The 22,874-nt window shown below is 70.5% G+C and carries 20 protein-coding genes; 12 read left to right on the top strand and 8 right to left on the bottom strand.

Annotated elements, in window-relative coordinates:
* Genes ACQP0N_RS28475 through ACQP0N_RS28485 form a run of 3 tightly spaced genes read right to left on the bottom strand, consistent with a single transcriptional unit; the run spans position 1 to position 2,727 of the window.
* Positions 1 to 915 carry an ABC transporter ATP-binding protein gene (locus tag ACQP0N_RS28475; RefSeq protein ID WP_433115409.1) on the bottom strand — a complete coding sequence of 305 codons (915 nt, stop codon included), beginning with the start codon at positions 913 to 915 and terminating at the stop codon, positions 1 to 3.
* Positions 915 to 1,820 carry an ABC transporter permease gene (locus ACQP0N_RS28480; protein WP_433115411.1) on the bottom strand — a complete coding sequence of 302 codons (906 nt, stop codon included), beginning with the start codon at positions 1,818 to 1,820 and terminating at the stop codon, positions 915 to 917. The genes ACQP0N_RS28475 and ACQP0N_RS28480 overlap by 1 nt, the downstream gene beginning before the upstream one ends.
* On the bottom strand, positions 1,813 to 2,727 hold the full coding sequence (locus ACQP0N_RS28485; protein WP_433115413.1) for an ABC transporter ATP-binding protein: 915 nt from the start codon (positions 2,725 to 2,727) through the stop codon (positions 1,813 to 1,815). The genes ACQP0N_RS28480 and ACQP0N_RS28485 overlap by 8 nt, the downstream gene beginning before the upstream one ends.
* A 250-nt stretch (positions 2,728 to 2,977) precedes the next feature.
* Between ACQP0N_RS28485 and ACQP0N_RS28490 the strand changes: the two genes are divergently transcribed.
* The 4 genes from ACQP0N_RS28490 (at position 2,978) to galT (ending at position 8,118) form a co-directional block, all read left to right on the top strand.
* Positions 2,978 to 4,492 carry a glycosyltransferase family 2 protein gene (locus ACQP0N_RS28490; RefSeq protein ID WP_433115415.1) on the top strand — a complete coding sequence of 505 codons (1,515 nt, stop codon included), beginning with the start codon at positions 2,978 to 2,980 and terminating at the stop codon, positions 4,490 to 4,492.
* Between the two features lie 87 nt (positions 4,493 to 4,579).
* Complete coding sequence (cysC, locus tag ACQP0N_RS28495; RefSeq protein ID WP_355050646.1) at positions 4,580 to 6,109, top strand: adenylyl-sulfate kinase; 1,530 nt, start codon at positions 4,580 to 4,582, stop codon at positions 6,107 to 6,109.
* Positions 6,110 to 6,220: 111 nt separating this feature from the next.
* Positions 6,221 to 7,045, top strand: a complete 825-nt coding sequence (locus ACQP0N_RS28500) for a DeoR/GlpR family DNA-binding transcription regulator (RefSeq protein WP_433115417.1) — start codon at positions 6,221 to 6,223, stop codon at positions 7,043 to 7,045.
* Positions 7,042 to 8,118, top strand: coding sequence for a galactose-1-phosphate uridylyltransferase (gene galT, locus ACQP0N_RS28505; protein WP_433115419.1), 1,077 nt, complete (start codon positions 7,042 to 7,044; stop codon positions 8,116 to 8,118). The genes ACQP0N_RS28500 and galT overlap by 4 nt, the downstream gene beginning before the upstream one ends.
* A gap of 327 nt (positions 8,119 to 8,445) precedes the next feature.
* Here the strand turns inward: galT and ACQP0N_RS28510 are convergent, their stop codons facing one another.
* Positions 8,446 to 9,663, bottom strand: a complete 1,218-nt coding sequence (locus ACQP0N_RS28510) for an NADP-dependent isocitrate dehydrogenase (RefSeq protein WP_355050649.1) — start codon at positions 9,661 to 9,663, stop codon at positions 8,446 to 8,448.
* A 137-nt stretch (positions 9,664 to 9,800) separates the two neighbouring features.
* On the opposite strand from ACQP0N_RS28510, the gene ACQP0N_RS28515 reads away from it, so the two are divergent.
* Positions 9,801 to 10,601: an MBL fold metallo-hydrolase gene (locus ACQP0N_RS28515; protein ID WP_433115421.1), complete on the top strand. Its 801-nt coding sequence runs from the start codon at positions 9,801 to 9,803 to the stop codon at positions 10,599 to 10,601.
* Positions 10,602 to 11,286: 685 nt separating this feature from the next.
* Here the strand turns inward: ACQP0N_RS28515 and ACQP0N_RS28520 are convergent.
* Positions 11,287 to 12,237: a malate dehydrogenase gene (locus ACQP0N_RS28520; RefSeq protein WP_425728335.1), complete on the bottom strand. Its 951-nt coding sequence runs from the start codon at positions 12,235 to 12,237 to the stop codon at positions 11,287 to 11,289.
* Positions 12,238 to 12,389: 152 nt separating this feature from the next.
* Entirely contained in the window at positions 12,390 to 13,250 is an 861-nt protein-coding gene (locus ACQP0N_RS28525; RefSeq protein WP_355050652.1) for a bifunctional methylenetetrahydrofolate dehydrogenase/methenyltetrahydrofolate cyclohydrolase, read from the bottom strand.
* 449 nt (positions 13,251 to 13,699) lie between these two features.
* Between ACQP0N_RS28525 and ACQP0N_RS28530 the strand changes: the two genes are divergently transcribed.
* From ACQP0N_RS28530 to ACQP0N_RS28550, 5 genes are all read left to right on the top strand, one after another.
* Positions 13,700 to 15,301, top strand: a complete 1,602-nt coding sequence (locus ACQP0N_RS28530; protein WP_433115424.1) for a peptide ABC transporter substrate-binding protein — start codon at positions 13,700 to 13,702, stop codon at positions 15,299 to 15,301.
* A gap of 197 nt (positions 15,302 to 15,498) precedes the next feature.
* Positions 15,499 to 16,437, top strand: a complete 939-nt coding sequence (locus ACQP0N_RS28535; RefSeq protein ID WP_355050654.1) for an ABC transporter permease — start codon at positions 15,499 to 15,501, stop codon at positions 16,435 to 16,437.
* 18 nt (positions 16,438 to 16,455) lie between these two features.
* Positions 16,456 to 17,412: an ABC transporter permease gene (locus ACQP0N_RS28540; protein ID WP_355050655.1), complete on the top strand. Its 957-nt coding sequence runs from the start codon at positions 16,456 to 16,458 to the stop codon at positions 17,410 to 17,412.
* 7 nt (positions 17,413 to 17,419) lie between these two features.
* Positions 17,420 to 18,448 carry an ABC transporter ATP-binding protein gene (locus tag ACQP0N_RS28545; protein WP_433115427.1) on the top strand — a complete coding sequence of 343 codons (1,029 nt, stop codon included), beginning with the start codon at positions 17,420 to 17,422 and terminating at the stop codon, positions 18,446 to 18,448.
* Positions 18,432 to 19,466, top strand: coding sequence for an ABC transporter ATP-binding protein (locus tag ACQP0N_RS28550; protein WP_357126227.1), 1,035 nt, complete (start codon positions 18,432 to 18,434; stop codon positions 19,464 to 19,466). The genes ACQP0N_RS28545 and ACQP0N_RS28550 overlap by 17 nt, the downstream gene beginning before the upstream one ends.
* Before the next feature lie 104 nt (positions 19,467 to 19,570).
* On the opposite strand, the gene purH is transcribed toward ACQP0N_RS28550, so the two are convergent.
* Positions 19,571 to 21,142: a bifunctional phosphoribosylaminoimidazolecarboxamide formyltransferase/IMP cyclohydrolase gene (gene purH, locus ACQP0N_RS28555; protein ID WP_433115429.1), complete on the bottom strand. Its 1,572-nt coding sequence runs from the start codon at positions 21,140 to 21,142 to the stop codon at positions 19,571 to 19,573.
* On the bottom strand, positions 21,139 to 21,759 hold the full coding sequence (gene purN, locus ACQP0N_RS28560) for a phosphoribosylglycinamide formyltransferase (protein ID WP_355050659.1): 621 nt from the start codon (positions 21,757 to 21,759) through the stop codon (positions 21,139 to 21,141). The genes purH and purN overlap by 4 nt, the downstream gene beginning before the upstream one ends.
* 168 nt (positions 21,760 to 21,927) lie before the next feature.
* On the opposite strand from purN, the gene ACQP0N_RS28565 reads away from it, so the two are divergent.
* Together ACQP0N_RS28565 and ACQP0N_RS28570 are read left to right on the top strand one after the other, a co-directional pair.
* Entirely contained in the window at positions 21,928 to 22,239 is a 312-nt protein-coding gene (locus ACQP0N_RS28565; RefSeq protein ID WP_396804719.1) for a CD225/dispanin family protein, read from the top strand.
* Between the two features lie 26 nt (positions 22,240 to 22,265).
* Positions 22,266 to 22,829 (top strand): DUF4190 domain-containing protein, encoded by a 564-nt coding sequence (locus ACQP0N_RS28570; RefSeq protein WP_433115432.1) that lies wholly within the window; start codon positions 22,266 to 22,268, stop codon positions 22,827 to 22,829.
* Positions 22,830 to 22,874: the final 45 nt, after the last annotated feature.

Consider the following 22,874-nt stretch of genomic DNA (forward strand, 5'->3'; position numbering starts at 1 on the left):
TCAGGCCTCCACCAGGTAGGAGAAGACGCTCTCCAGGGACTCGTCGGACGGCACCAACTGACGCACCCGGATGCCCTGGCGCAGGGCGATCCGGGGCAGCGCCCGGGTGAAGGCGCCGTAGTCGCCGGCGCGCACGGTCAGGCCGGCGCGGTCCAGCTCGACGCCGCTCACCGACGGCTCGGCGATCAGGGCGACGGCCAGCGCCCGGTCGTCGGTCGAGCGCACCGCGAAGACGTGCGGCCGGTTGGTCATGAGCCGGCGGATGGTCCGGAAGTCGCCGGAGGCGGCCAGCCGGCCCGCCACCATCACCTGCACCGTGCCGGAGACCTGCTCGACCTCCTCCAGGATGTGCGAGCTGAACAGGATCGTCCGGCCGGAGTCGCCCAGGGAGTGCAGCAGATCCATCATGTGCAGCCGCTGACGCGGGTCCATCCCGTTGAACGGCTCGTCGAGCAGCAGCACCTGCGGGTCGTGCACCAGCGCCGCGGCCACCCGCGCGCGCTGTCGCATGCCCTTGGAGTACGTGCCGATCCGGCGGTCCTGCGCCGACTCCAACTCCACCAGGTCGATGGCGCGTCGGGCCGCCGCCGCCGGATCGGCCAGTCGGTGCAGCTTGGCGCTGGCGAGCACGAACTCGTACGCGGTGAGGAAGCTCTGCACCGCCTCCCGCTCGCTGACCAGGCCCAGCCGACGGTAGACGTCGGGGTTGCGCCAGGTCGGCTCGTCGTCGAGGGTCACCGTGCCCCGCGACGGGGAGAGGAACCCGGCCATCATGTGCAGCAGCGTGGTCTTGCCGGCGCCGTTCGGGCCGAGCAGACCGGTCACCCCGGGGCCGAGGGTCATGCTGATGTCGTTGACGGCCACCACGTTGCCGTACCACCGGGACACCCCGGTCAGGCTCAGGGTGCTGCTCATCAGGAGGCGACCTTCCGGTAACGGGCCAGCAGGAGGGTGGTCGCCCCGGCGACCAGCAGCACCGCCACCAGGGCGTAGACCGGGCCGAACCCACCGATCGGCAGGCCGCCGCCCTGGTTGTCGGGGACCAGCAGGTCACCGAGCGACCAGACGCCCACCCCCTGGACCAGGGTGGTGGGCGAGGCGAGCCCGGCCAGTTCGTTGGCCGTGCGCGACGGCAGGATGCTCAGCACACCCACGATCGGCGTGGTCATCAGGAAGACGGCGACCACCCCGCCGGCGGCGAACGCGCGCTTGCCGGTCAGCGACGCGACGAGCAGCCCCACCGAGGCGAAGACCACCGCCCACAGCCCGGCGTAGAGCAGGCCGGGGAGCAGGTCGAGCAGCTCGTTCCAGACGCCCTTCAGGCCGTCCTTGGTGGTGAACGCGGCACCCAGGAACATGATCAGTTGCGGTCCACCGAGCAGCAGCCAGAGGCCGGTGACCAGCGCCAGCAGCTTGGCGATCGCGTAGTCGGCGCGCGGCAGAGGGCGGGAGAAGTAGAGCGGCAGCACACCACTGCGCAGGTCGCGGGAGACCAGCTCCGGAGCGGCCACCGCGACGAAGAACAGGACCAGCCAGCTCATCGCGTCGGCGAACTGGGCGTACGTGGCGACCGGTTCACCGAGTTGGCTGCGTACGGCGGCCAGGGCCACCGCGACCAGGGTGACGATGCCGATCACCAGCCACGGAAAGATCTTGGCCTTGGCGCTGCGACCGAGCCCGAAGATGGTGCGCAGCCCGTGCAGGTAGAGCGCGCCGAAGACGTGCCGGCGGCCCAGGCGGGGGCCGTCGTAGCGCTGGTAGCCGATGTCGTGGATGACGCCGGCCGGCGCGGACCGGACGGCGGATGACGGCTCAGGCATGGGTGAGCTCCCTCGTGGCGAAGAGTTCGGCCACCCGGTGCCGGCGCTGGTCCAGCCGGTGCAGCGGCAGGTCCAGTTCGGCGACCGCGCCGAGGATCAGGTCGTAGGTGCTGTCGTCGGCGAGCGGTACGAGCAGCAGCCGGCCGTCGCGCGCCACCGGCAGGTCGAGCGCGGCGAGTCGGGCGGCCAACTCCTCGGTGCCCTCGCTGACCTCGACGGCCAGCACGTCGGTGGCCGAGGTCATGGCGGAGATGTGGTCGGCGCGCAGCAGCCGGCCACCGTCGATGGCGATCAGCGTGTCGCAGATCCGCTCCACCTCGCCCAGCAGGTGCGAGCACACCAGGACGGAGATGCCGAACTCGGTGCCGATCCGGTGCACCAACGCCAGCATGGCGTCCCGCCCGGCCGGGTCCAGACCGTTGGTCGGCTCGTCCAGCAAGAGCAGGTCGGGGTCGTGCACCAGCGCCTGGGCCAGCTTGACCCGCTGCTTCATGCCGGTGGAGTAGCCGCCCACCGGCCGGTAGCGCTCCTCGTAGAGCCCGACGTGACGCAGCGCCTCGGAGGCACGCTCGCGGGCCACCGTGCGCGGCAGGCCACTGATCCGTCCGAGGTGGGTGACCAGCTCGGCGGCGGACAGGTCGGGTGGGAGGCAGTCGTGCTCGGGCATGTAGCCGACGCAGGCGCGGACCGCCGCCGGTTCGGTGGTCGGGTCGATGCCGAGCACCGAGACCTGCCCGCTCGTCGGGGCGATCAGGCCGAGCAGAATCTTGATCAAGGTGGATTTGCCGGCGCCGTTCGCCCCCACCAGGCCGATGATCCCGGGCTCGACGGCGACGGTGAGGTCGGTGAGCGCGGTGACCCGACCTCCGTACGTCTTGGTGAGCGACTGGGTCGCGATCAGTGTCACCAGGCCAGCGTAGGGAGTCGATGCCCCAGGTCGACACCGGCACGCCCCCGGCGCTCCCCTGATCCTCGCGGCGCCGTACCCCTAGGGTCTGTTCCATGCGCGCGATCGAGCCGGGGCGAACGTTTGCGCCGGTCCTGCGCTCACCCAGACCCCGCCGCCGGAAAGTCCACTCCGGGGTGGCACGATTCACTTCCCGTTCACCGGGCAGTGTTCCGGGGGATATTCGACCGCCGACGCGGGAAGGATCGTGATGGTCGAGGTTGGCGTCCCCAAGGTCAGTGTCGTGGTGCCCGCGTACAACTGCGGCCCGCACATCGAGAAGCTGGTGGCCTCGCTGCTGAGCCAGTCGCTACCAGCGGACGAGTTCGAAGCGATCTTCGTCGACGACGGATCCACCGATGGCACGGGCGCGCGGCTGGACCAGCTGGCCGCCAAGCACCCGCACATCCAGGTGGTGCACATCGAGAACTCCGGCTGGCCGTCGCGCCCGCGCAACGTGGGCATCGAGCGGGCCCGAGGCGAGTACGTGTTCTTCGCCGACGACGACGACTGGTTCGCCGACCAGGCGCTGGAGCGGCTCTACGACTGCGCGAAGAAGTACGACGCGGACCTGGTGATCGGCAAGATGGCCGGGCACGGGCGCGGTGTGCCCCGGGAGCTGTTCCGCAAGAACCGCTTCGACGCCACCCTGGAGAACGCACCGCTGATCGACAGCCTGACGTGCCACAAGCTGTTCCGCCGCGCCTTCCTCGACGAGCAGAAGCTGCGGTTCCCGGAGGGCGGTAAACGGCGGCTCGAGGACCATTCGCTCGTCGTACGCGCCTACTTCGCGTCCCGCCGCACCTGCGTGCTGTCCGACTACACCTGTTACCACCACACCCAGCGGCCCGATGCCAAGAACGTCACCGCCGCCCGGCTGGAGCCGGTGAGCTACTTCGCGAGCGTGCGCGACGCGCTCGACGTCGTCACCGCCCACACCGAGCCGGGGCCGCTGCGCGACCGGCTGCACCGGCGGTGGCTGCGCAACGAAATGATCAACCGGCTGCGCGGCAAGCGGCTCCTGGACGCTCCCGAGGACTGGGTGGCGCAGGTCGCCGTCGAGGCCCAGAAGATCATCCAGGAGCGGTTCGCCCCCGGGGTCGCGGCTGGTCTGCCGCCGCTGCAACGGGCCGTGGCGTACCTGGTCGAGCGGGGGCGGGTCGCGGACCTGCGCCGGCTGGCCACCTGGGAGTCGGGTATCGCCGGGCACACCCGGATCGACGCGCTGGAGCCGGACGGGCACTCCGTCACGGTGAGCGTGGCCGCCGAACTGCGCTCCGCCGACCAGCCGATCAGCTTCCGCGCCGACGGCGAACGCGACGTGCTGGTGCTTCCGGTCGACGAGATCCCCTCCGACGTGCTCGACTCCACCGCGCAGGTCCGTAAGGCCCGCCTGGACGTGGTCGCCCGCCGCCGGGAGACCGGTGACGAGATCTTCCTGCCGGTGAAGTTCCAGGTCGAGCGGGTCGCCGCGCCCGGCGGCGCCGACACCGTCCATCTGGTGCACCGCGCCACCACCACTGTCGACTTCCGGGCCCTCAACGGCGGTCGTACGCGGGGTAGCTGGTTCCTCAAGGCACGGATCACCAACGCCGGATGGACCGAGGACGCGCGGCTGCCGCTGCTCTTCATCTGCTCGGCCGACGGCGCGACGCCGAGGATCCGGGACGAGCGGAAGGTCTGGAACTGGCTGCGGTCGGCGGTGGGGCGCCGGGTCCGTCGCTGACCCGACCGCGCACGTCGTGGAGTGGCGGCCTCGACCGATCGGCGGTCGGCTGCGAAACTGTGTGCCGTCAGCGAGTGGGGGGTGTGGATGAGCAACGGCTGGGTGCTGCCCGACGAGGTGCTCCGGGACGCGCCGGCGTACACGCCGCGTCCCGGTGAGCTCGCGGATCTGGAGCTGCTGCTGACCGGCGCGTACGCCCCCCTGACCGGCTTCATGACCCGTGCGGACCTGGTGTCGGTGAGTCGGCGCGGCCGGCTGGCCGACGGCACGCCGTGGCAGGTGCCGGTGACCCTGCAGGTGCCGGCCGCGCTGGCACAGGGCTTCGACCCGCGCGACGAGGCCCGCCGCGCGCTGGTGCTGACCGACGCCGAGGGCGCGCCGGTCGCCGCCCTCCACGTGGCGGACGTCTGGCCGGTACGCGAGGGCGTCGCGGGCCTGGGTGGCCCGCTCCGGCGGCTCGGCGACGGCGCCCAAGGCCCGTTCCAGCGGCTGCGACGCAGCCCTGAGGAGGTTCGGGCGCTGCTTCCCCCGGGCCGGGTGCTCGGAGTCATCGCCGACCGCCCGCTGCACCGGCCACAGCTGGCCCAGATCGCGCACGCCGCCCGTACCCTGGCCGCCCACCTGCTGGTGATGATCCCGGTCGGCGAGGGCGGTGTCGGTGGGCTCGCACCGGAGGCGCTGGTACGTACGATCTTCGCCGCCCGCGACCGGATGCCCCCGGCCACCCTGGTGGCCGTGCCGCTGTCGCACCGCCGCGACGAGATCAGCGACGCCCTGCTGAGGGCCCGCGTCTCCGCCGCGTACGGGGTCACCCACCTGCTCTCCACCGGAGAAATGCTCTCCGGGGCGGGCCTGCGGGTGCTGGTGCCGCGCGAGCTGGCGTACGACAACCGGGACGGGCAGTGGCGCTGGCGGGAGGACATTCCGCCGCGTAACCGGCGTCTCGCGCTCACCCAGGACGAGATCGACGACCTGCTCGACCGCGGCTTCCCCCTGCCCGAGTGGCACACCCCTCCGGCGGTCGCGAAGGAGTTGGCCCGGGCTCGGCCACCGCGCCGGCACCGGGGGCTCGTGGTTTTCCTGACCGGCCTCTCCGGCTCCGGTAAGTCCACCGTCGCCCGCGGGCTGGCCGACGCGTTGCGGGAGAACGGCGACCGGTCGGTGACCCTCCTCGACGGCGACGTGGTACGCCGCGAACTGACCGCCGGGCTGGGCTTCAGCAAGGCCGACCGGGATCTCAACGTCCGCCGGATCGGGTGGGTGGCGGCCGAGATCGCCCGGCACCACGGTATGGGCATCTGTTGCCCGATCGCTCCGTACGCGGCGGCCCGTGCGACGGCACGGGAGATGGCCCTGGCCGCCGGGGCGGGCTTCGTGCTGGTGCACGTCGCGACACCGCTCGAGGTGTGCGAGCAACGGGACCGCAAGGGCCTGTACGCGCGGGCCCGCGCCGGTCTGCTGACCGGGATGACCGGCATCGACGACCCGTACGAGGAGCCGACGGACGCGGACCTGGTGCTGGACACCTCCCGCGTGAGCATCGCGGAGGCGGTACAGGCCGTACTCGATCACCTGACCGAGACCGGCTGGGTGGAGTTGAAGATCCAGTCCGCCTGACCGTCGCCCGGCCCCTTTCCTTCCGCCGGTTCCGGGCACGCGCTAGTGTTCATCTTTGTTGGAACACGTTCGACCGCGTGAGAGTACGTGGACCCCTGGGAGGCACGGCGGATGCTCGCACGGCAGCGGCAGTCGGCCATCCTCGATCGGGTCCGGGCCACCGGCGGTGTCCGGGTGAGCGACCTGGCGACCGAGTTCGGCGTCTCCGACATGACCATCCGGCGCGATCTGGAGGCGCTGCACGAGCGCGGCCTGCTGGCCAAGGTGCACGGCGGAGCGACCTCGGCCGGCACCAGCTCGACCGACGAGCCGGGCTTCCACGCCAAGTCCGTCCGGCAACTACCGGAGAAGGCCGCCATCGCGGACCGGGCGGCGGCGCTGGTCCGGCCCGGCGCGGCGGTCGCCCTCTCCGCCGGCACCACCACCGCCGAACTGGCCCGCAGGCTGGTGGACGTTCCCGGTCTGACCGTGGTGACCAACTCACTGCCGGTGGCCGAGATCCTGCACGCCGGCGGTCGCTCCGACCAGACGGTGGTGCTCACCGGCGGCGTCCGGACACCGTCGGACGCGCTGGTCGGACCGCTCGCGGTCGGGGCCGTCCGCCGGCTGCACCTCGATCTGCTCTTCCTGGGCGTCCACGGCATCACCGAGCGGGCCGGCTTCACCACCCCGAACCTGATGGAAGCCGAGATCGACCGGGCACTGGTCGCCGCGGCGGACCAGCTGGTGGTGCTCGCCGACCACACGAAGTGGGGCACGGTCGGCATCTCCTCGATCGTCGAGCTGACGGCAGCCCACGTACTGGTCAGCGACGAGGCGTTGCCTCCGACCGCGCGACGGGTACTCGGCGAACAGGTGGGCCAACTGATCATGGTTAAGGCGACGAGGGCGGGCCGCGCGACGCGCACGCCGACGAGTGAGGGGACGGCGCCGTGAAGCGCACCGCGATCAACCTGGCCGACGGCCGGGAACTGATCTACTTCGACGAGAGCGACGACGCCGTCCGCGACCAGCCGGACCGCCGTGACCTGCCGCCGCCGCCACCCGCGTCGCAACTGCGCTACGACCCGCTGACCGACGAGTGGGTGGCGGTGGCCGTGCACCGGCAGACCCGTACGTTCCTGCCGCCCGCGAACGAGTGCCCGCTCGACCCGTCCGAGGGCGACCGGCTGACCGAGATCCCCGCACCGGACTACGACGTCGTGGTCTTCGAGAACCGGTTTCCCTCGTTGAGCGGCCGGGTCGCCGACGAGCCCGGCGAGATCACCCCGTTCACGCCGGTCCGACCGGGCCAGGGCCGGTGCGAGGTGGTCTGCTTCACCTCCGACCACAACGCCTCCTTCGCCAGCCTCCCGCCGCGCCGCGTCCGCACCGTGCTGGACGCGCTCGCCGACCGGACCGAGGTGCTCGGCGAACTGCCCGGGGTCGAGCAGATCTTCTGCTTCGAGAACCGGGGTGTCGAGATCGGCGTCACGCTGCACCACCCGCACGGGCAGATCTACGCGTACCCCTTCGTGACGCCGCGCACCCGGGCGTTGCTGGCCGCGGCTCGCCGGCACGCCGAACGCACCGGCGGGGGCAACCTGTACGCGGACGTGCTGGCCGCCGAACGCGCCGCCGGCGACCGCGTCGTCACCGAGAACGAGCACTGGACGGCGTTCGTGCCGGCGGCGGCCCGCTGGCCGTTCGAGGTGCACGTCGCGCCACGGCGCGTGGTGCCGGACATCCCGGCGCTCGACGACCGCGAGCGGGACGCCTTCGGGCCGCTCTACCTGGATCTGCTGCGCCGCTTCGACGGGCTGTTCGACATGCCGATGCCCTACATCGCGGCGTGGCACCAGGCGCCGGTGCGCATCGACCGCGAACTGGGCCACCTGCACCTTCAGCTGTTCAGCATCCGGCGGGCCAAGGACAAGCTGAAGTACCTGGCCGGTTCCGAGTCGGGGATGGGCGTCTTCATCAACGACATCTCGCCCGAACGCGCCGCCGAACTGCTGCGCGCCGCCTGAAGGAAGGGCACCTTGTCAACGCCTCGCGTATAGGAGGGGCCCTTCCTGACACCTGCCAGCGCGCTGGAGAACAGGGCGCGGGGGGCCCGGGACAGGGCCCCCCGCAGGGAAGGGACGGCTGGCTGTGCGCGACACAGCCGGGAAGGCTGGCTGATCGGCACGCAGACCGCGGTCGACCTCGGTCAACCTTCTGGACGCGACTGGCATCTCGTCCACCCTGGTCAACGAGACGTGCCGGGCCGGGGTGACGCCGCACGCGTGTCGCCCGCCGGACACAGCGGAGCCCGCCGGCGGGTGCCGACGGGCTCCGGTGCTGGTGCTGTCGAATCAGGCGGAGAGCCGGCGGGCCAGGTTCTCGTCGAGCGCGTTCATGAACTCGTCGGTGGTCAGCCACGGCGCGTCGCGCGAGATGAGCAGCGCGAGGTCCTTGGTCATCTGGCCACCCTCGACGGTGTCGATGATGACCTGCTCCAGGGTGTTGGCGAACTCGGTCACCGCCGGCGTGCCGTCCAGCTTGCCCCGGTGGGCCAGGCCCCGGGTCCAGGCGTAGATCGACGCGATCGGGTTGGTCGAGGTCTTCTCGCCCTTCTGGTACTGCCGGTAGTGCCGGGTCACCGTGCCGTGCGCCGCCTCGGCCTCGACGGTACGGCCGTCCGGGGAGAGCAGGACCGAGGTCATCAGGCCCAGCGAGCCGAAGCCCTGCGCCACGGTGTCGGACTGCACGTCACCGTCGTAGTTCTTGCAGGCCCAGACGTACCCGCCCTCCCACTTGAGCGCGGCGGCGACCATGTCGTCGATGAGCCGGTGCTCGTAGGTCAGGCCAGCGGCGTCGAACTCCGCCTTGAACTCGCTCTCGAACACCTCGGCGAAGATGTCCTTGAACCGGCCGTCGTACGCCTTGAGGATGGTGTTCTTGGTCGACATGTAGACCGGGTAGTTGCGGTCCAGGCCGTACCGGAACGAGGCGCGGGCGAAGTCCCGGATCGACTCGTCGTAGTTGTACATGCCCATGGCGATGCCGCCGCCGGGGAAGTTGGCGACCTCCATCTCCATCGGCGTGCCGCCGTCGGCCGGCGTGTAGGTGATGGTCACCGTGCCCGGGCCGGGGACGACGAAGTCGGTGGCCTTGTACTGGTCACCGTGGGCGTGCCGGCCGATGATGATCGGCTTGGTCCAGCCGGGGACCAGGCGCGGCACGTTGGACATGATGATCGGCTCACGGAAGACGACGCCGCCGAGGATGTTGCGGATGGTGCCGTTGGGCGACCGCCACATCTTCTTCAGGCCGAACTCCTCGACCCGGGCCTCGTCCGGGGTGATGGTGGCGCACTTGACGCCGACGCCGTGCTCCTTGATGGCGTTGGCGGCGTCAATGGTCACCTGGTCGTCGGTCTCGTCGCGGTACTGGATCGACAGGTCGTAGTAGTGCAGGTCGACGTCGAGGTAGGGCAGGATCAGCTGCTCCCGGATCTGCTTCCAGATGATCCGGGTCATCTCGTCGCCGTCGAGCTCCACGACCGGGTTGTTTACCTTGATCTTCGCCATCGGCCGGCGCTCCTCTCGGGGGACACGTGCTCAAGCAGTACGAGCGTACTGCAATTGGGCCGGCAGCCCCCAGCCGGCCTCGGCCGACCGGTGAAACCGGGCTGCACGGCACAGCAGTTCCCTGCCACGATCGCGCGATGCCACTGAGCCGCACCTTCGGGTCTATCACGATCACCGCGCTCATCGACGGTGAGGGCGCGTTCTTCCAGCCCCGCGACGAGGCATTTCCGCACGCCACGGCCGCGCACTGGGCGGAGGCCGACCGCCGCGACCCCGGTTCGGTCACCGCGGACGGGCAGTGGTGGCTGCCGTTCCGCAGCTTCGCGATCCGCTCCGGCGACGGACCGGTGACCCTGGTCGACGCCGGAATCGGCCCGACCGACGCGCCCGCCGCGAGCTGGGCGCCGGTCCCCGGCCGGCTACCCGCCGAACTGGCCGCCGCCGGCATCGACCCCACCGACGTCGACACGGTCGTACTGACCCACCTGCACACCGACCACATCGGCTGGGCGGTCACCGGCACACCCGGCCGGCCGTACTTCCCGAACGCGAGCTACCTGCTGCAGCGCGCCGAGGCGGACGCCGCCGAGGCGCTCAACCCCGAACTGCCGGCCGGCCTGATCGCGCCGTTGCGCGCCGCCGGCCAGCTCCGGGTGGTCGACGGCGACACGGACCTCACCCCAGGGGTACGACTGCTGTCCACCCCCGGACACACCCCCGGCCACCAGTCGGTGCTCGTGACGGTGGCCGACGAGCGCCTGCTGGTCACCGGCGACCTCCTGGTCCACACGGTGCAACTGGTCGACCCCACGCTGGCGTACGTCCACGAGGACGACCCCGACGAAGCCCGCCGTTCCCGGGAAACCACCCTGACCACGGCAAACCCCACCCTGCTGGCCACCCCCCACCTAGGCACCCCCTTCACCCCCCACCCCTAACCCCGCCCAGCCAGGCCCCGCCGCCCGCGCCCCCGCCCGCCCGGCCGGCCGGCCGACCTTCCGCCCGCCCGGCCCGCCCTCCGGCCCGCCCTCCGGCCCGCCCGGCCCTCCGGCCCGATCTCCGCCTGCCCGGCCCGCCGACTGCCCGGCCCGCCCCCGTCGATCATGAAGTTATTGCCTTCCCACTCGGCGTGTCCGGGCAATAACTCCATGATCGACGCGCGGATAGGGGTGCGGACCCGGCGGCGACCCCGGTGATCAAGAGGTTTGCGTCAGGAATTGGGGTTTTGGTGACGCAAACCTCTTGATCACCGGGTTAGGTGGGCGCGGGCCGGGATGTGGGCCCAGGCCTGGGCGGCCGGGCGCGGGTGGGGACCGGGATGTGGGGCCAGACCTGGGCGGCCGGGCGCGGGTGGGGACCGGGACGTGGGCCGAACCGGACGGCCAGGCCCGGGCCGGGCGCGGGCCAGGCGCGGGCCGGGCGCGGGCCGGGCGCGGGCGGCCGGGTGGGAGGGAGTGCGGAGGGTGGGAGGGAGTGCGGAGGGTGGGAGGGAGTGCGGAGGGTGGGAGGGAGTGCGGAGGGTGGGAGGGAGTGCGGAGGGTGGGAGGGGGTGCGGGGGTGGGAGGGGGTGCGAGAAGGGCGCGCCGGCTTGGCCGGCGCGCCCTTCGTCCTGGTGCTGGTGGATCACATGCTGGAGATGTCGCCCTGCTTCGCGCGGACGGCCTCGGCCGCCTCGAGGAGACTGGCGCGCTCGTCGGCGTCCAGGTCGGTCTCGACGACCCGACGGACACCCTCGGCGCCGATCTCGGCCTCGACGCCCAGGTAGACGCCGGAGATGCCGTACTCGCCGTCGACCCAGGCGCAGACCGGCATGACGTCGCCGGAGTCCTCGGCCACGGCCTTCGCCATGCGGGCGGCGGCGGCGGACGGGGCGTAGTACGCCGAGCCGGTCTTGAGCAGCGCGACGACCTCGGCGCCACCGTTGCGGGTCTTGACGACCAGTTCCTCGATCTGCTCGGCCGGCATGGCGTCGCGCAGGGGCTTGCCGTTGACGGTGCTCTTGGACGGCACCGGGACCATGGTGTCGCCGTGCGAGCCGAGGGTCAGGGTGCGTACGGACGCGACGGGCACGTTCAACGCCTCGGCGACGAAGTTGCTGAACCGCGCGGTGTCGAGCATGCCGGCCTGGCCGAGGACCCGGTTCTTGGGGAACTGGGTAGCGAGCTGCGCCAGGGCGGTCATCTCGTCCAGCGGGTTGGAGACGACGATGACGACGGCGCTCGGGGCGTACTTGGCGACGTTCTCGGCGACCTGGCGGACGATCTTGGCGTTGGTCTCCAGGAGGTCCATCCGGCTCATGCCCGGCTTGCGGGGCAGACCAGCGGTGATGACGACGACGTCGGAGCCCTCGATGGCCTCGTAGCCCTCACCGTTCGGGCCGGTGGTCACGCCGACGACCTTGGTCTCGAAGCCCTCGATGGCCCGCGACTGGTTGAGGTCGAGCGCGAGGCCCGCGGGCTTGCCCTCCACGATGTCGGTGATCACTACGGTGTCGAAGACGTCGTACTCGGCCAGGCGCTGTGCGGTGGTGGAGCCGTAGAAACCAGCCCCGACGACAGTGACCTTCTTACCCATGGTCGTCCCACTCCCTGATACCAGTCGGTTTTCCGGACCGTATCAGCCATCCTGGCACCGATAGGGCCAGGGGCGGACGGTTACGGCCTTCTCGGGTCAGGAAGGGCCCCTTTACATGCACCAGGTGTTAATAAGGTGCCCTTCCTTACACATCAGCCGCGTTCGGCGCGCTCCACCACGTTGGTCAGCAACATGGCGCGGGTCATCGGGCCGACACCGCCGGGCATCGGGACGAGCGCGCCGGCCGTCTCGGCCACCTCCGGGTCGACATCGCCGGTGTAGCGGCCCTTGCCGTCCGGGCCGATCACCCGCGTGATGCCGACGTCCACGACCACCGCGCCAGGGTTGATCATGTCGGCGGTCAGCAGTCCGGGTACGCCGGCCGCGACGATGACGATGTCGGCGGCGCGGGTGTGCGAGGCGAGGTCGAGGGTGCCGGTGTGGCAGAGGGTCACCGTGGCGTTCTCGCTGCGACGGGTGAGCAGCAGGCCGAGCGGACGGCCGACGGTGTTGCCCCGGCCGACCACGGCCACGGTGGCGCCCCGCAGCGCCACGTCGTGGCGGCGAAGCAACTCGACGATGCCGCGCGGGGTACAGGGCAGCGGACCGTCGTAGCCGAGGACCAGACGACCCAGGTTGACCGGGTGCAGGCCGTCGGCGTCCTTGTCCGGGTCGATCAGCTCCAGCACCCGCTGGGTGTCCAGGTGGGCGGGCAGCGGCAGCTGGACGATGTAGCCGTGGCACGCCGGGTCGGCGTTCAGCTCGGCGATCACGTCGTCGACCTGCTGCTGGGTGGCGTCGGCCGGCAGCTCCCGGCGGATCGAGGCGATGCCCACCTCGGCGCAGTCGCGGTGCTTGCCGTTGACGTACGCCTGGCTTCCCGGGTCGGCCCCGACCAGGACCGTGCCCAGCCCGGGGACGATGCCGCGCTCCGCGAGAGCCTTCACCCGCGTCCGCAGCTCGTCCTTGATCTCCGCTGCGGTCGCCTTGCCGTCCAGAACCGTCGCCGTCACGACCAGATCGTCTCATGTCCGGCACCTGCCATCTCCCGGGACCTCGCTCCGGCCGGCCACCGAGGCCCCGATCACACACCCATCGGCAACGAAGAGTCACGTGCCGTTCATCACTATCAGTGACCGTCTGTGGAACTGGTCACCGTCGAATCGGGCGGCGGCGGTGCGCGTGGTTGAGACGGGACGGCTCGCCACGGAGGACCGAAGCCGGTGCACCAGAGCACGGAAGATCTCCGATATCACCGATGAGTTCCCAGTTCAGCGCCGCCTGTCCGGTCTGGGGTAGCACGCGCCAGGGCCGCATGCAAGCAGGTACGACTGGAACCGTTACCCGCCCGCGACCCAGCCGTTGTCGACAGGCGGTAGGCCGACCTACCGTTACCGCCTGTTGCGCAGCGTAAACCCAGCGTCGGGCATAACTGCGCAGCGTGAGGAGATGAGGAGGCTCAATGCGAGTTCGTAGACTCGCTGCCTGGACCGCCCTCCCGCTCGCGGTGACGCTGGGCCTCGCGGCCTGCGGCAGCGGCGGAGACGGCGGATCCGGTGGCAACGGCAGTTCGGCCGTCAGCATCCAGATCGGCGAGCCGAAGCACCTGGTTCCCACCAACACCACGGAGACGTCCGGCTCTCAGGTCATCTCTGGCCTGTTCAGCCCGCTCGTCGACTACGACGCCCAGAACAAGCCGTACGAGGTGGCTGCCCAGTCGATCACCTCGTCCGACAACAAGGTCTGGACGATCAAGCTCAAGGACGGCTACACCTTCCACAACGGTGAGAAGGTCACGTCCCAGAACTACATCAACGCGTGGAACTACGGCGCGTACGCCCCCAACGGCCAGGACACCAACCCCTTCTTCGAGAAGATCGCTGGTTACGCCGACCTGCAGGGCAAGGAGCCGAAGGCCAAGGAGATGTCCGGCCTGAAGAAGGTCGACGACCTCACCTTCACCGTGGCGCTCTCGGACCCGTACATCGACTTCCGCACGACGCTTGGCTACAACGCGTTCTTCCCGATGCCGGACGCCGCGTTCTCGGCCCCGGGCGTGCTCAAGGACTCCTACGAGCAGGCGCCGATCGGGCAGGGCCCCTTCAAGATGAAGGGCACCTGGCAGCACGACAGCAAGATCGAGGTCGAGCGGTACGACGCGTTCCCGGGCGAGAAGCCCAAGGTAAAGAACGTGGAGTTCCGGATCTACCAGCAGCTCACCGCGGCGTACGCGGACGTCCTGGCGGACAACCTGGACGTGCTGCCGACGATCCCGACCGAGAGCCTGAGCACCGCGCCGACCGACCTGGGCGACCGGTACCAGACCAGCCCGATGTCGTCGTTCCAGTTCCTGGCGTTCCCGACGTTCGACAAGGACTACAGCAACCCGGACGTGCGTAAGGCCATCTCGATGGCGATCGACCGTGACGAGATCACCAAGTCGGTCTTCAAGGGCTCGCAGACGTCGGCGCGTTCCTTCGTCTCGCCGGTCCTGCCGGGCTACCGCGAGAACACCACCGGCGCGGCGGGCGAGTTCAACCCGACCGAGGCCAAGAAGCTCTACCAGGCTGCCGGCGGTCCCGCGAAGATCGTCATCTCGTACAACGGCGACGGCGGTCACAAGGACTGGGTCGACGCCACGGTCAACCAGCTCAAGGCCAACCTGGGTGTGGACGCGGTCGGCTCGGCCGAGCCGAAGTTCGCCGACCTGCTGACCAAGGTCGAGAAGAAGACGCCGGTGGGTGCGTTCCGGATGGGTTGGGTCATGGACTACCCGACCATGGAGGACTACCTCGGCCCGCTGTACAGCACGAACGGCTCGTCGAACTACTACGGCTACAGCAACAAGGACTTCGACAGGCTGGTCAAGGAGGGTTCCGCCGCCAAGACGCAGGACGAGGCGATCGCCAAGTACCAGCAGGCGGAGGACATCCTGGCCAAGGACATGCCGGTGATCCCGCTGCGCTTCGGCCAGAACGTCTTCGGCTACTCGTCCAAGGTCAAGAACGTGCAGATGGACCTGTTCCAGCGGGTCAACCTCGTCAAGATCGAAGCAGCCAGCTGAGCTGAGCATGCTGCGGGCCACCCGGGCGACGAAGCCCGGGTGGCCCGGTCTGCACCACCGGGGCCGGGCCGCAGCAGCGGACCCGGCGTCGGTGGCGTCGGCTCCCCCGGGCCGGACGGCCCATCCCGGATATTTCGGGTACGACCAGAGATGCCGTCCTGCGACCCTTTCGCACATTTCCGGAGAGACTGCTAAGCATGTTCCGCTACATCCTGCGGCGCCTACTGCAGATGGTCCTCGCCTTCTTCGGGACCACCCTGATCGTCTACGCGCTGACATTCGCCGGGCAGGGCGACCCGATCCAGGCGCTCGCCGGCGAACGGCCGGTGACGCCAGCGCAACGGGCCTACCTGACCGAGAAGTACCACCTCGACGCCACCGGCGTCGGCGGGTTCTTCTACCGCTACTTCGACTACGTGAAGAACCTGCTCCAGGGCAACCTGGGCGAGTCACTCACCGGTCGGAACATCGGTGACATCCTCCAGTCGGCCTGGCCGGTCACCGTGCGGCTCGCGCTCATCGCACTCGCCGTGGCGATCATCTTCGGCGTCACCGCCGGGGTGCTCGCCGGCATCCGTCGGGCCAGCATCTTCGACAACTCGACGCTCGTGCTGACCCTGCTGGTGCTCGGCATCCCGACGATCGTGCTGGCGCCCCTGGCGCAGTACCTCCTGGGCGTCAAGTGGCAGCTCTTCCCACCCACCGCCGGATCCGACCCGACGTTCTACGCGCTGCTGCTGCCGGGCATCGTGCTCGGCTCGCTCTCGCTGGCCACCGCCCTGCGACTCACCCGGGCCTCGGTGGCGGAGAACCTGCGCGCGGACTACGTCCGGACCGCCCGGTCCAAGGGCCTGGTCAAGCGGCGCATCGTCGTCGTCCACGTGCTGCGCAACTCACTGATCCCGGTGGTCACCTTCCTCGGTGTGGAACTGGGCAACCTGATGAGCGGCGCGATCATCACCGAGGGCGTCTTCAACATCCCCGGCGTCGGCTTCAACCTCTTCCGCGGCATCCGCACCGAGGACGGTCCCCTGGTGGTGGGCATCGTCAGCGTGCTGGTCGTGGTCTACCTGGTCTCGAACCTGGTGGTGGACGTCCTGTACGCCGTACTCGATCCGAGGATCCGCTATGAGTGAGCGCAGCGAGGTGCCGGCATGAGTGACTTTGAAACTGTCGCGGCCAGCGAGAACCAGGCCGCGCGGCGGGGCCCTTCGGGCGAACCGGGCGCACCCAACCAGGTTGGCGCTCCGCAGAAGCCCCGCAGCCTGGCCGGAGACGCCTGGCGGGACCTGCGCCGCAACCCGATCTTCTGGATCTCGTTGGCGCTGGTCACCATCTTCACCCTGATGGCACTGCTCCCCGGGGTCTTCACCGCGAACAATCCGAACGACTGCCTGCTCTCCCGACAGCACGCCGGGCCGTCCGGCGGGGCCATCTTCGGGTACGACTTCCAGGGCTGCGACACGTACTCCCGGGCGGTCTACGGCACCCGGGCGTCGCTGCTGGTCGGTGCGCTCGCCACCCTCGGCACCGGGATCATCGCGCTCGTGGTCGGCATGCTCGCCGGTTACTTCGGCCGCTGGGTCGACGCGGTGCTCTCCCGGGTGATCGACGTGGTGCTCGGTATCCCGCTGCTGCTGGCCGCGATCGTGCTGCTCAAGCGGGTTTCCAGCGACAGCCAGTGGGCCCGGATCGGCGCTGTCGTCTTCGTGCTGGCGCTCCTCGGATGGACCACCGCCGCCCGCGTGGTCCGTTCCTCGGTGATCACCGCCAAGGAGCAGGACTACGTCGCGGCGGCCCGGATGCTCGGCGCGGGCAACAGCCGGATCATGTGGCGGCACATCCTGCCGAACTCGCTGGCTCCGGCCATCGTGGTGCTGACGATCGCGCTCGGCTCGTTCATCGCCGCCGAGGCGACGCTGTCCTTCCTCGGCATCGGCCTCAAGGCGCCGACCATCTCGTGGGGCCAGGACATCGACACCGGCCGGATCCACATGCGCGAGGCGGCCACCCCGCTCCTCGTTCCGTCGGCCTTCCTCGCGCTCACCGTCCTGGCGTTCATCATGCTCGGCGACGCGATCCGTGACGCCTTCGACCCGAAGCTGCGGTGATCAACTCATGACCGTCGAACCCACGCCCGCCTCCGCCACACCCGAGGGCGGCCACCTGCTGGAGTTGCGGGACCTGCACGTCGAGTTCCGCACCAGCGAGGGCGTCGCACGGGTGATCAACGGGGTGTCGTACCACCTGGACGCCGGCGAGACGCTCGCCGTACTCGGCGAATCCGGCTCGGGCAAGTCGGTGACCGCCCAGGCGATCATGGGCATCCTGGACACGCCGCCCGCGTTCGTCCGCTCCGGCCAGATCCTCTACCAGGGTCAGGACCTGCTCACCCGATCCGAGGAGCAGCGTCGGCAGGTACGCGGCAAGGAGATCGCGATGATCTTCCAGGACGCGCTCTCCGCCCTCAACCCGGTCTTTCCGGTCGGTTGGCAGATCGGCGAGACACTGCGCCAGCGCGCCGGGATGTCCCGGGCCGACGCCCGCCGCCGTGCCGTCGAACTGATGGACCTGGTCAAGATCCCCGGGGCCGCGAAGCGGGTCGGCGACTACCCGCACCAGTTCTCCGGCGGCATGCGGCAGCGCGTCATGATCGCGATGGCGTTGGCGCTGGACCCGAAGGTGCTCATCGCCGACGAGCCCACCACCGCGCTCGACGTCACCGTGCAGGCCCAGATCATGGACCTGCTCGCCGACCTGCGCCGGGACCTCAACATGGCGATGATCCTGATCACCCACGACCTGGGCGTGGTCGCCGGCGTCGCGGACCGGATCGCGGTCATGTACGCGGGCCGGATCGTCGAGCACGCCGACGTCCGCTCGCTCTACAAGGCGCCGGCCCACCCGTACACCAAGGGGTTGTTGGAATCGATCCCCCGCCTGGACGTCCGCGGCCAGGAGCTGGCGACGATCAAGGGGTTGCCCCCGAACCTCATGCGCATCCCCTCCGGATGCCCCTTCCACCCCCGGTGCCCGTACGCGCAGCAGGTCTGCGTGGACGTGGTGCCGCACGACCTGGTCCTCGGCGACGGCCGAACCAGCGCTTGCCACTTCGCGCAGGAGGTCCGTGATGACAGCGCCCGCTAGCTCCGCCAAGGTCCGGGGCGAGACGATCCTCTCCGTCGACAACCTCGTGAAGCACTTCCCGATCAGTCAGGGTGTGCTGTTCCAGCGGCAGATCGGCGCGGTCAAGGCCGTCGACGGCGTGAGCTTCGAGCTGCGCCGGGGCGAGACGCTGGGCGTGGTCGGCGAGTCCGGGTGCGGCAAGTCCACCCTCGCCCGGCTGCTCATGCGGCTGGAGACCCCCACCTCCGGAAGCGCCACCCTGGAGGGTAGGGACCTGTTCAAGGCCTCCGGGTCCGAACTGCGCCGGCTGCGCCGGAACATGCAGATGGTCATGCAGGACCCGTACACGTCGTTGAACCCGCGGATGACGGTCGGCGACATCATCGGCGAGCCGTTCGAGATCCACCCCGACGCCGCGCCCAAGGGCAGCAAGGCCAAGCGGGTCCAGGAGCTGCTCGACCTGGTCGGTCTGAACCCGGAGCACATCAACCGGTACCCGCACCAGTTCTCCGGCGGTCAGCGGCAGCGCATCGGCATCGCCCGGGCGCTCGCGCTGCGGCCCGAGGTGATCGTCTGCGACGAGCCCGTCTCGGCGCTGGACGTCTCCATCCAGGCCCAGGTGATCAACCTGCTGGAGCAGCTCCAGGACGAGTTCGGGCTCTCGTACATCTTCATCGCCCACGACCTGTCCGTGGTGCGGCACATCGCCGACCGGGTCGCCGTCATGTACCTCGGGCGGATCGTCGAGATCGGCACCGAGGACGAGATCTACGAGCGGCCGACCCACCCGTACACCCAGGCCCTGCTCTCGGCCGTGCCGGTGCCGGACCCGGAGGTACGCGACCAGCGCAGCATGATCCGGCTGGTCGGCGACGTGCCGAGCCCGGCCGACCCGCCGAGCGGCTGCCACTTCCGGACCCGCTGCTGGAAGGCCCAGGAGATCTGCGCGATCGAGGACCCGCAGACGGTCCCGAGGGCGGCGGACCCCCACCCCTCCGCCTGCCACTTCGCCGAACTCCGCTCCCCCACCACAGCCTGACCCGCCGCCGCCCCTCCGCCCGTTGATCATGAAGTTATTGCCCTGCACATCGGCGTGTCAGGGCAATAACTTCATGATCAACGAGGTTCTACAGAGGCCGGTGGTTAGTGGAAGAAGTGGCGGGTTCCGGTTAGGTACATCGTTACGTTGGCCTTCTTCGCCGCTTCGATGACCTCTTCGTCGCGGATGGAGCCGCCGGGCTGGACGATGGCGCGGACGCCCGCGTCGATGAGGATCTGCGGGCCGTCGGCGAACGGGAAGAACGCGTCCGAGGCGGCCACCGAGCCACGGGCCCGGTCGGCGCCGGCGCGGCTCACCGCGAGCTGCGCCGAGTCGACGCGGTTGACCTGACCCATGCCCACCCCGACGGTCGCGCCGTCCTTGGCGAGCAGGATCGCGTTGCTCTTCACCGCGCGCACCGCCCGCCAGGCGAACGCCAGGTCACGCAGCAGCTCCTCGTCGGCGGCCTCGCCGGTCGCCAACTGCCAGTTCGCCGGGTCGTCGCCGGGGGCGTCCACCCGGTCGGCGGCCTGGGTCAGCACGCCGCCGGTCACCGACCGCCACTCGACGGCAGCCGGGGTCCACGCGGGCGCACGCAGCAGCCGGATGTTCTTCTTGCCCTGCAACACCTCGACCGCGCCCTCGTCGAAGCCGGGGGCGACCACCACCTCGGTGAAGATGTCCGCGACCTGCCGGGCCATCTCGACCGAGACCGGCCGGTTGACGGCGATGACACCGCCGAACGCCGACACCGGGTCGCAGGCGTGCGCCCGGCGGTGCGCCTCGGCCACGTCCACGCCCACCGCGATGCCGCACGGGTTGGCGTGCTTGATGATCGCCACGGCCGGCTGGTCGGCGAAGTCGTTCGCGGCCCGCCAGGCGGCGTCCGCGTCGACGTAGTTGTTGTACGACATCTCCTTGCCGTGCAACTGCTCGGCCTGGGCGAGCCCCGCCGGGGCGTCCGGGTCGGTGTAGAGGGCGGCCGGCTGGTGCGGGTTCTCGCCGTACCGCAGCACCGTCGACTTGCGCAGCGCCGAACCGGCGAACGCCGGCCACGTGTCGTCGGCGGGGGCCAGCTCACGGGCGCACCACTGGGCGACCGCCACGTCGTACTCGGCGATGTCGGCGAACGCGCGGGCCGCGAGCGCGCGACGCTGGGCCAGCGTGAAGCCGCCCTCGTCGAGCGCGCCGAGCAGCGCCGGGTAGCCGGCCGGGTCGGTGAGCACGGCGACCGAGGCGTGGTTCTTGGCGGCGGCGCGCACCATGGCCGGGCCGCCGATGTCGATCTGCTCCACGCACTCCTCGACACCGGCCCCGGAGGCGACGGTCGCCTGGAACGGGTAGAGGTTGGAGACCAGCAGGTCGAACGCGGCCACCCCCAGCTCGTCGAGCTGCGCCACGTGCGCGTCCTTGCGCAGGTCGGCGAGCAGGCCGGCGTGCACCTTCGGGTGCAGGGTCTTCACCCGGCCGTCGAGCACCTCGGGAAAGCCGGTCACTGTCTCCACCGGCGTCACCGGCACGCCAGCGGCGGCGATGGTGCCCGCCGTGCTGCCGGTGGACACGATCTCGACGCCGGCCGCGTGCAGGGCCTGGGCCAGCTCGACCAGACCGGTCTTGTCGTAGACGCTGACCAGCGCCCGCCGAATCGGGCGACGCCCGTCCTGAGTGGGACTCACGGAACCGTGACCTTTCTTCCGGTGATGGTCCAGCCTTCGCGGACCAGCCGACCGACCTGCTCGACGAGCTGGCGGCGCTCGGCTTCCTTGATGCGTTCGGTGAGGGTGTCCACGTCGTCGTCGTCGAGCACCGGCACCGCGACCTGCGCCACGATCGGCCCGGTGTCCATGCCGGCGTCGACGAAGAACAGCGTGGCCCCGGTGAGCTTCACGCCGTAGGCGAGAGCGTCGCGCGGGCCGTGGATGCCGGGAAACGCCGGCAGCAGGGTGTTGTGGGTGTTCAGGTAGCGGTCGCCGAAGGCGGCGAGGAAGTGCGGGCCGACCAGCTTGAGGAACCCGGCGGAGATGACCAGGTCTGGTTGGTGCTTGGCGACGTGCGCGGTGAGCGCCCGGTCCCAGTCTTCCCGGCTGTCGTGATCCGGGACCCGCTCGACGAACGTCGGCACCCCGGCGGCCTCGGCCCGGTCCAGGCCCGCGATGCCGTCGCGGTCCGCGCCGACCGCCACCACCTGGGCGCCGTACGCGGGGTCGACTGCGGCGTCCAGCAGGGCCTGGAGGTTGCTCCCGGAGCCGGAGACGAGGACGACGATGCGGGCGACGGACGCGGGCTCGGTCACCGCAACACCCTATCGGGCAGGTCACGAACGACCTTCGACCGGGCGGCGCGCCGAATCTGTGCCGGCGCGGACGAGCATCGAACCGGTACGCTGCCGGTCGCTCGGGCTGGACACCGTGCCGGCCCGCAACCCCTGTCAGTGACCCGGCACGGCGAGCGTGCCGATCGAATGAGGAGCACCCCCATGCACCCCGGCGCCCACCCCCAGCAGCAGCCGCCGATCAACAACAACATGACGATGTCGATCGTCGCCATCTTCCTGTTCTGGCCCCTGGCCATCCCGGCGATCATCAACGCCTCGAAGGTCAACCCGCTGCTGCAGCAGGGTGACTACGCCGGCGCCCAGGCCGCCGCCGCGGAGTCGCGGAAGTGGTCGAAGTGGGCCCTCATCGTGGGCATCGCGTGGCTTGTCATCGTGCTGCTGTGCTGTGCGTTGGGTGGTCTGGGCGCGATCATGAGTGGGGACAGCAGCACCAACTGACGGAACCAACCAAGGAGTTCTCTCGAATGCAGCCCGGTAATCCCGGTCAGGACCCGTACGGTCAGCAGCCGAACGACCCGACCGCACCCCAGCCGCCGCACGACCCGTACGCCCCGCCGCCGGCCGCCCCGTACGGCCAGCAGCCCACCTCGGGCCAGCCGTACGGCCAGCCCACCTCGGGTCAGCCCTACGGCCAGCCGCCGCAGGACCCGTACGGCGCGCCGCAGGCCCCGTACGGCGCGCCGCAGGCCCCGTACGGGCAGCAGCCGCAGGCGCCCTACGGCGCTCCGACGTACCCGAACGCCGGGTACCCGCAGGCCCAGGGGCAGAACAACACCCTCGGTCTGGTGTCGATGATCCTCGGCATCGCGTCGATCCCGCTGGTCTGCTGCGTCTTTCTGGGTATCCCGGTGGGCATCGCCGGCGTGGTGACCGGCTACCTCGCCAAGCAGAAGGTCGCCCAGGGCCAGGCCAGCAACGCGGGCCAGGCCAAGGCCGGTCTGATCTGCGGCGCGGTCGGCGTCGGCCTGGGCATCCTGCTGCTCCTGCTGAACATCGTCGGGAGCTTCAGCCTGCCGACCGAGCCCTGATCGGCAACCCTCTCGTCGGGGCGCTCCGGATCTCCTCCGGGGCGC

It is taken from the genome of Micromonospora sp. CA-246542, assembly GCF_050942905.1.
Taxonomy (GTDB): Bacteria; Actinomycetota; Actinomycetes; order Mycobacteriales; family Micromonosporaceae; genus Micromonospora.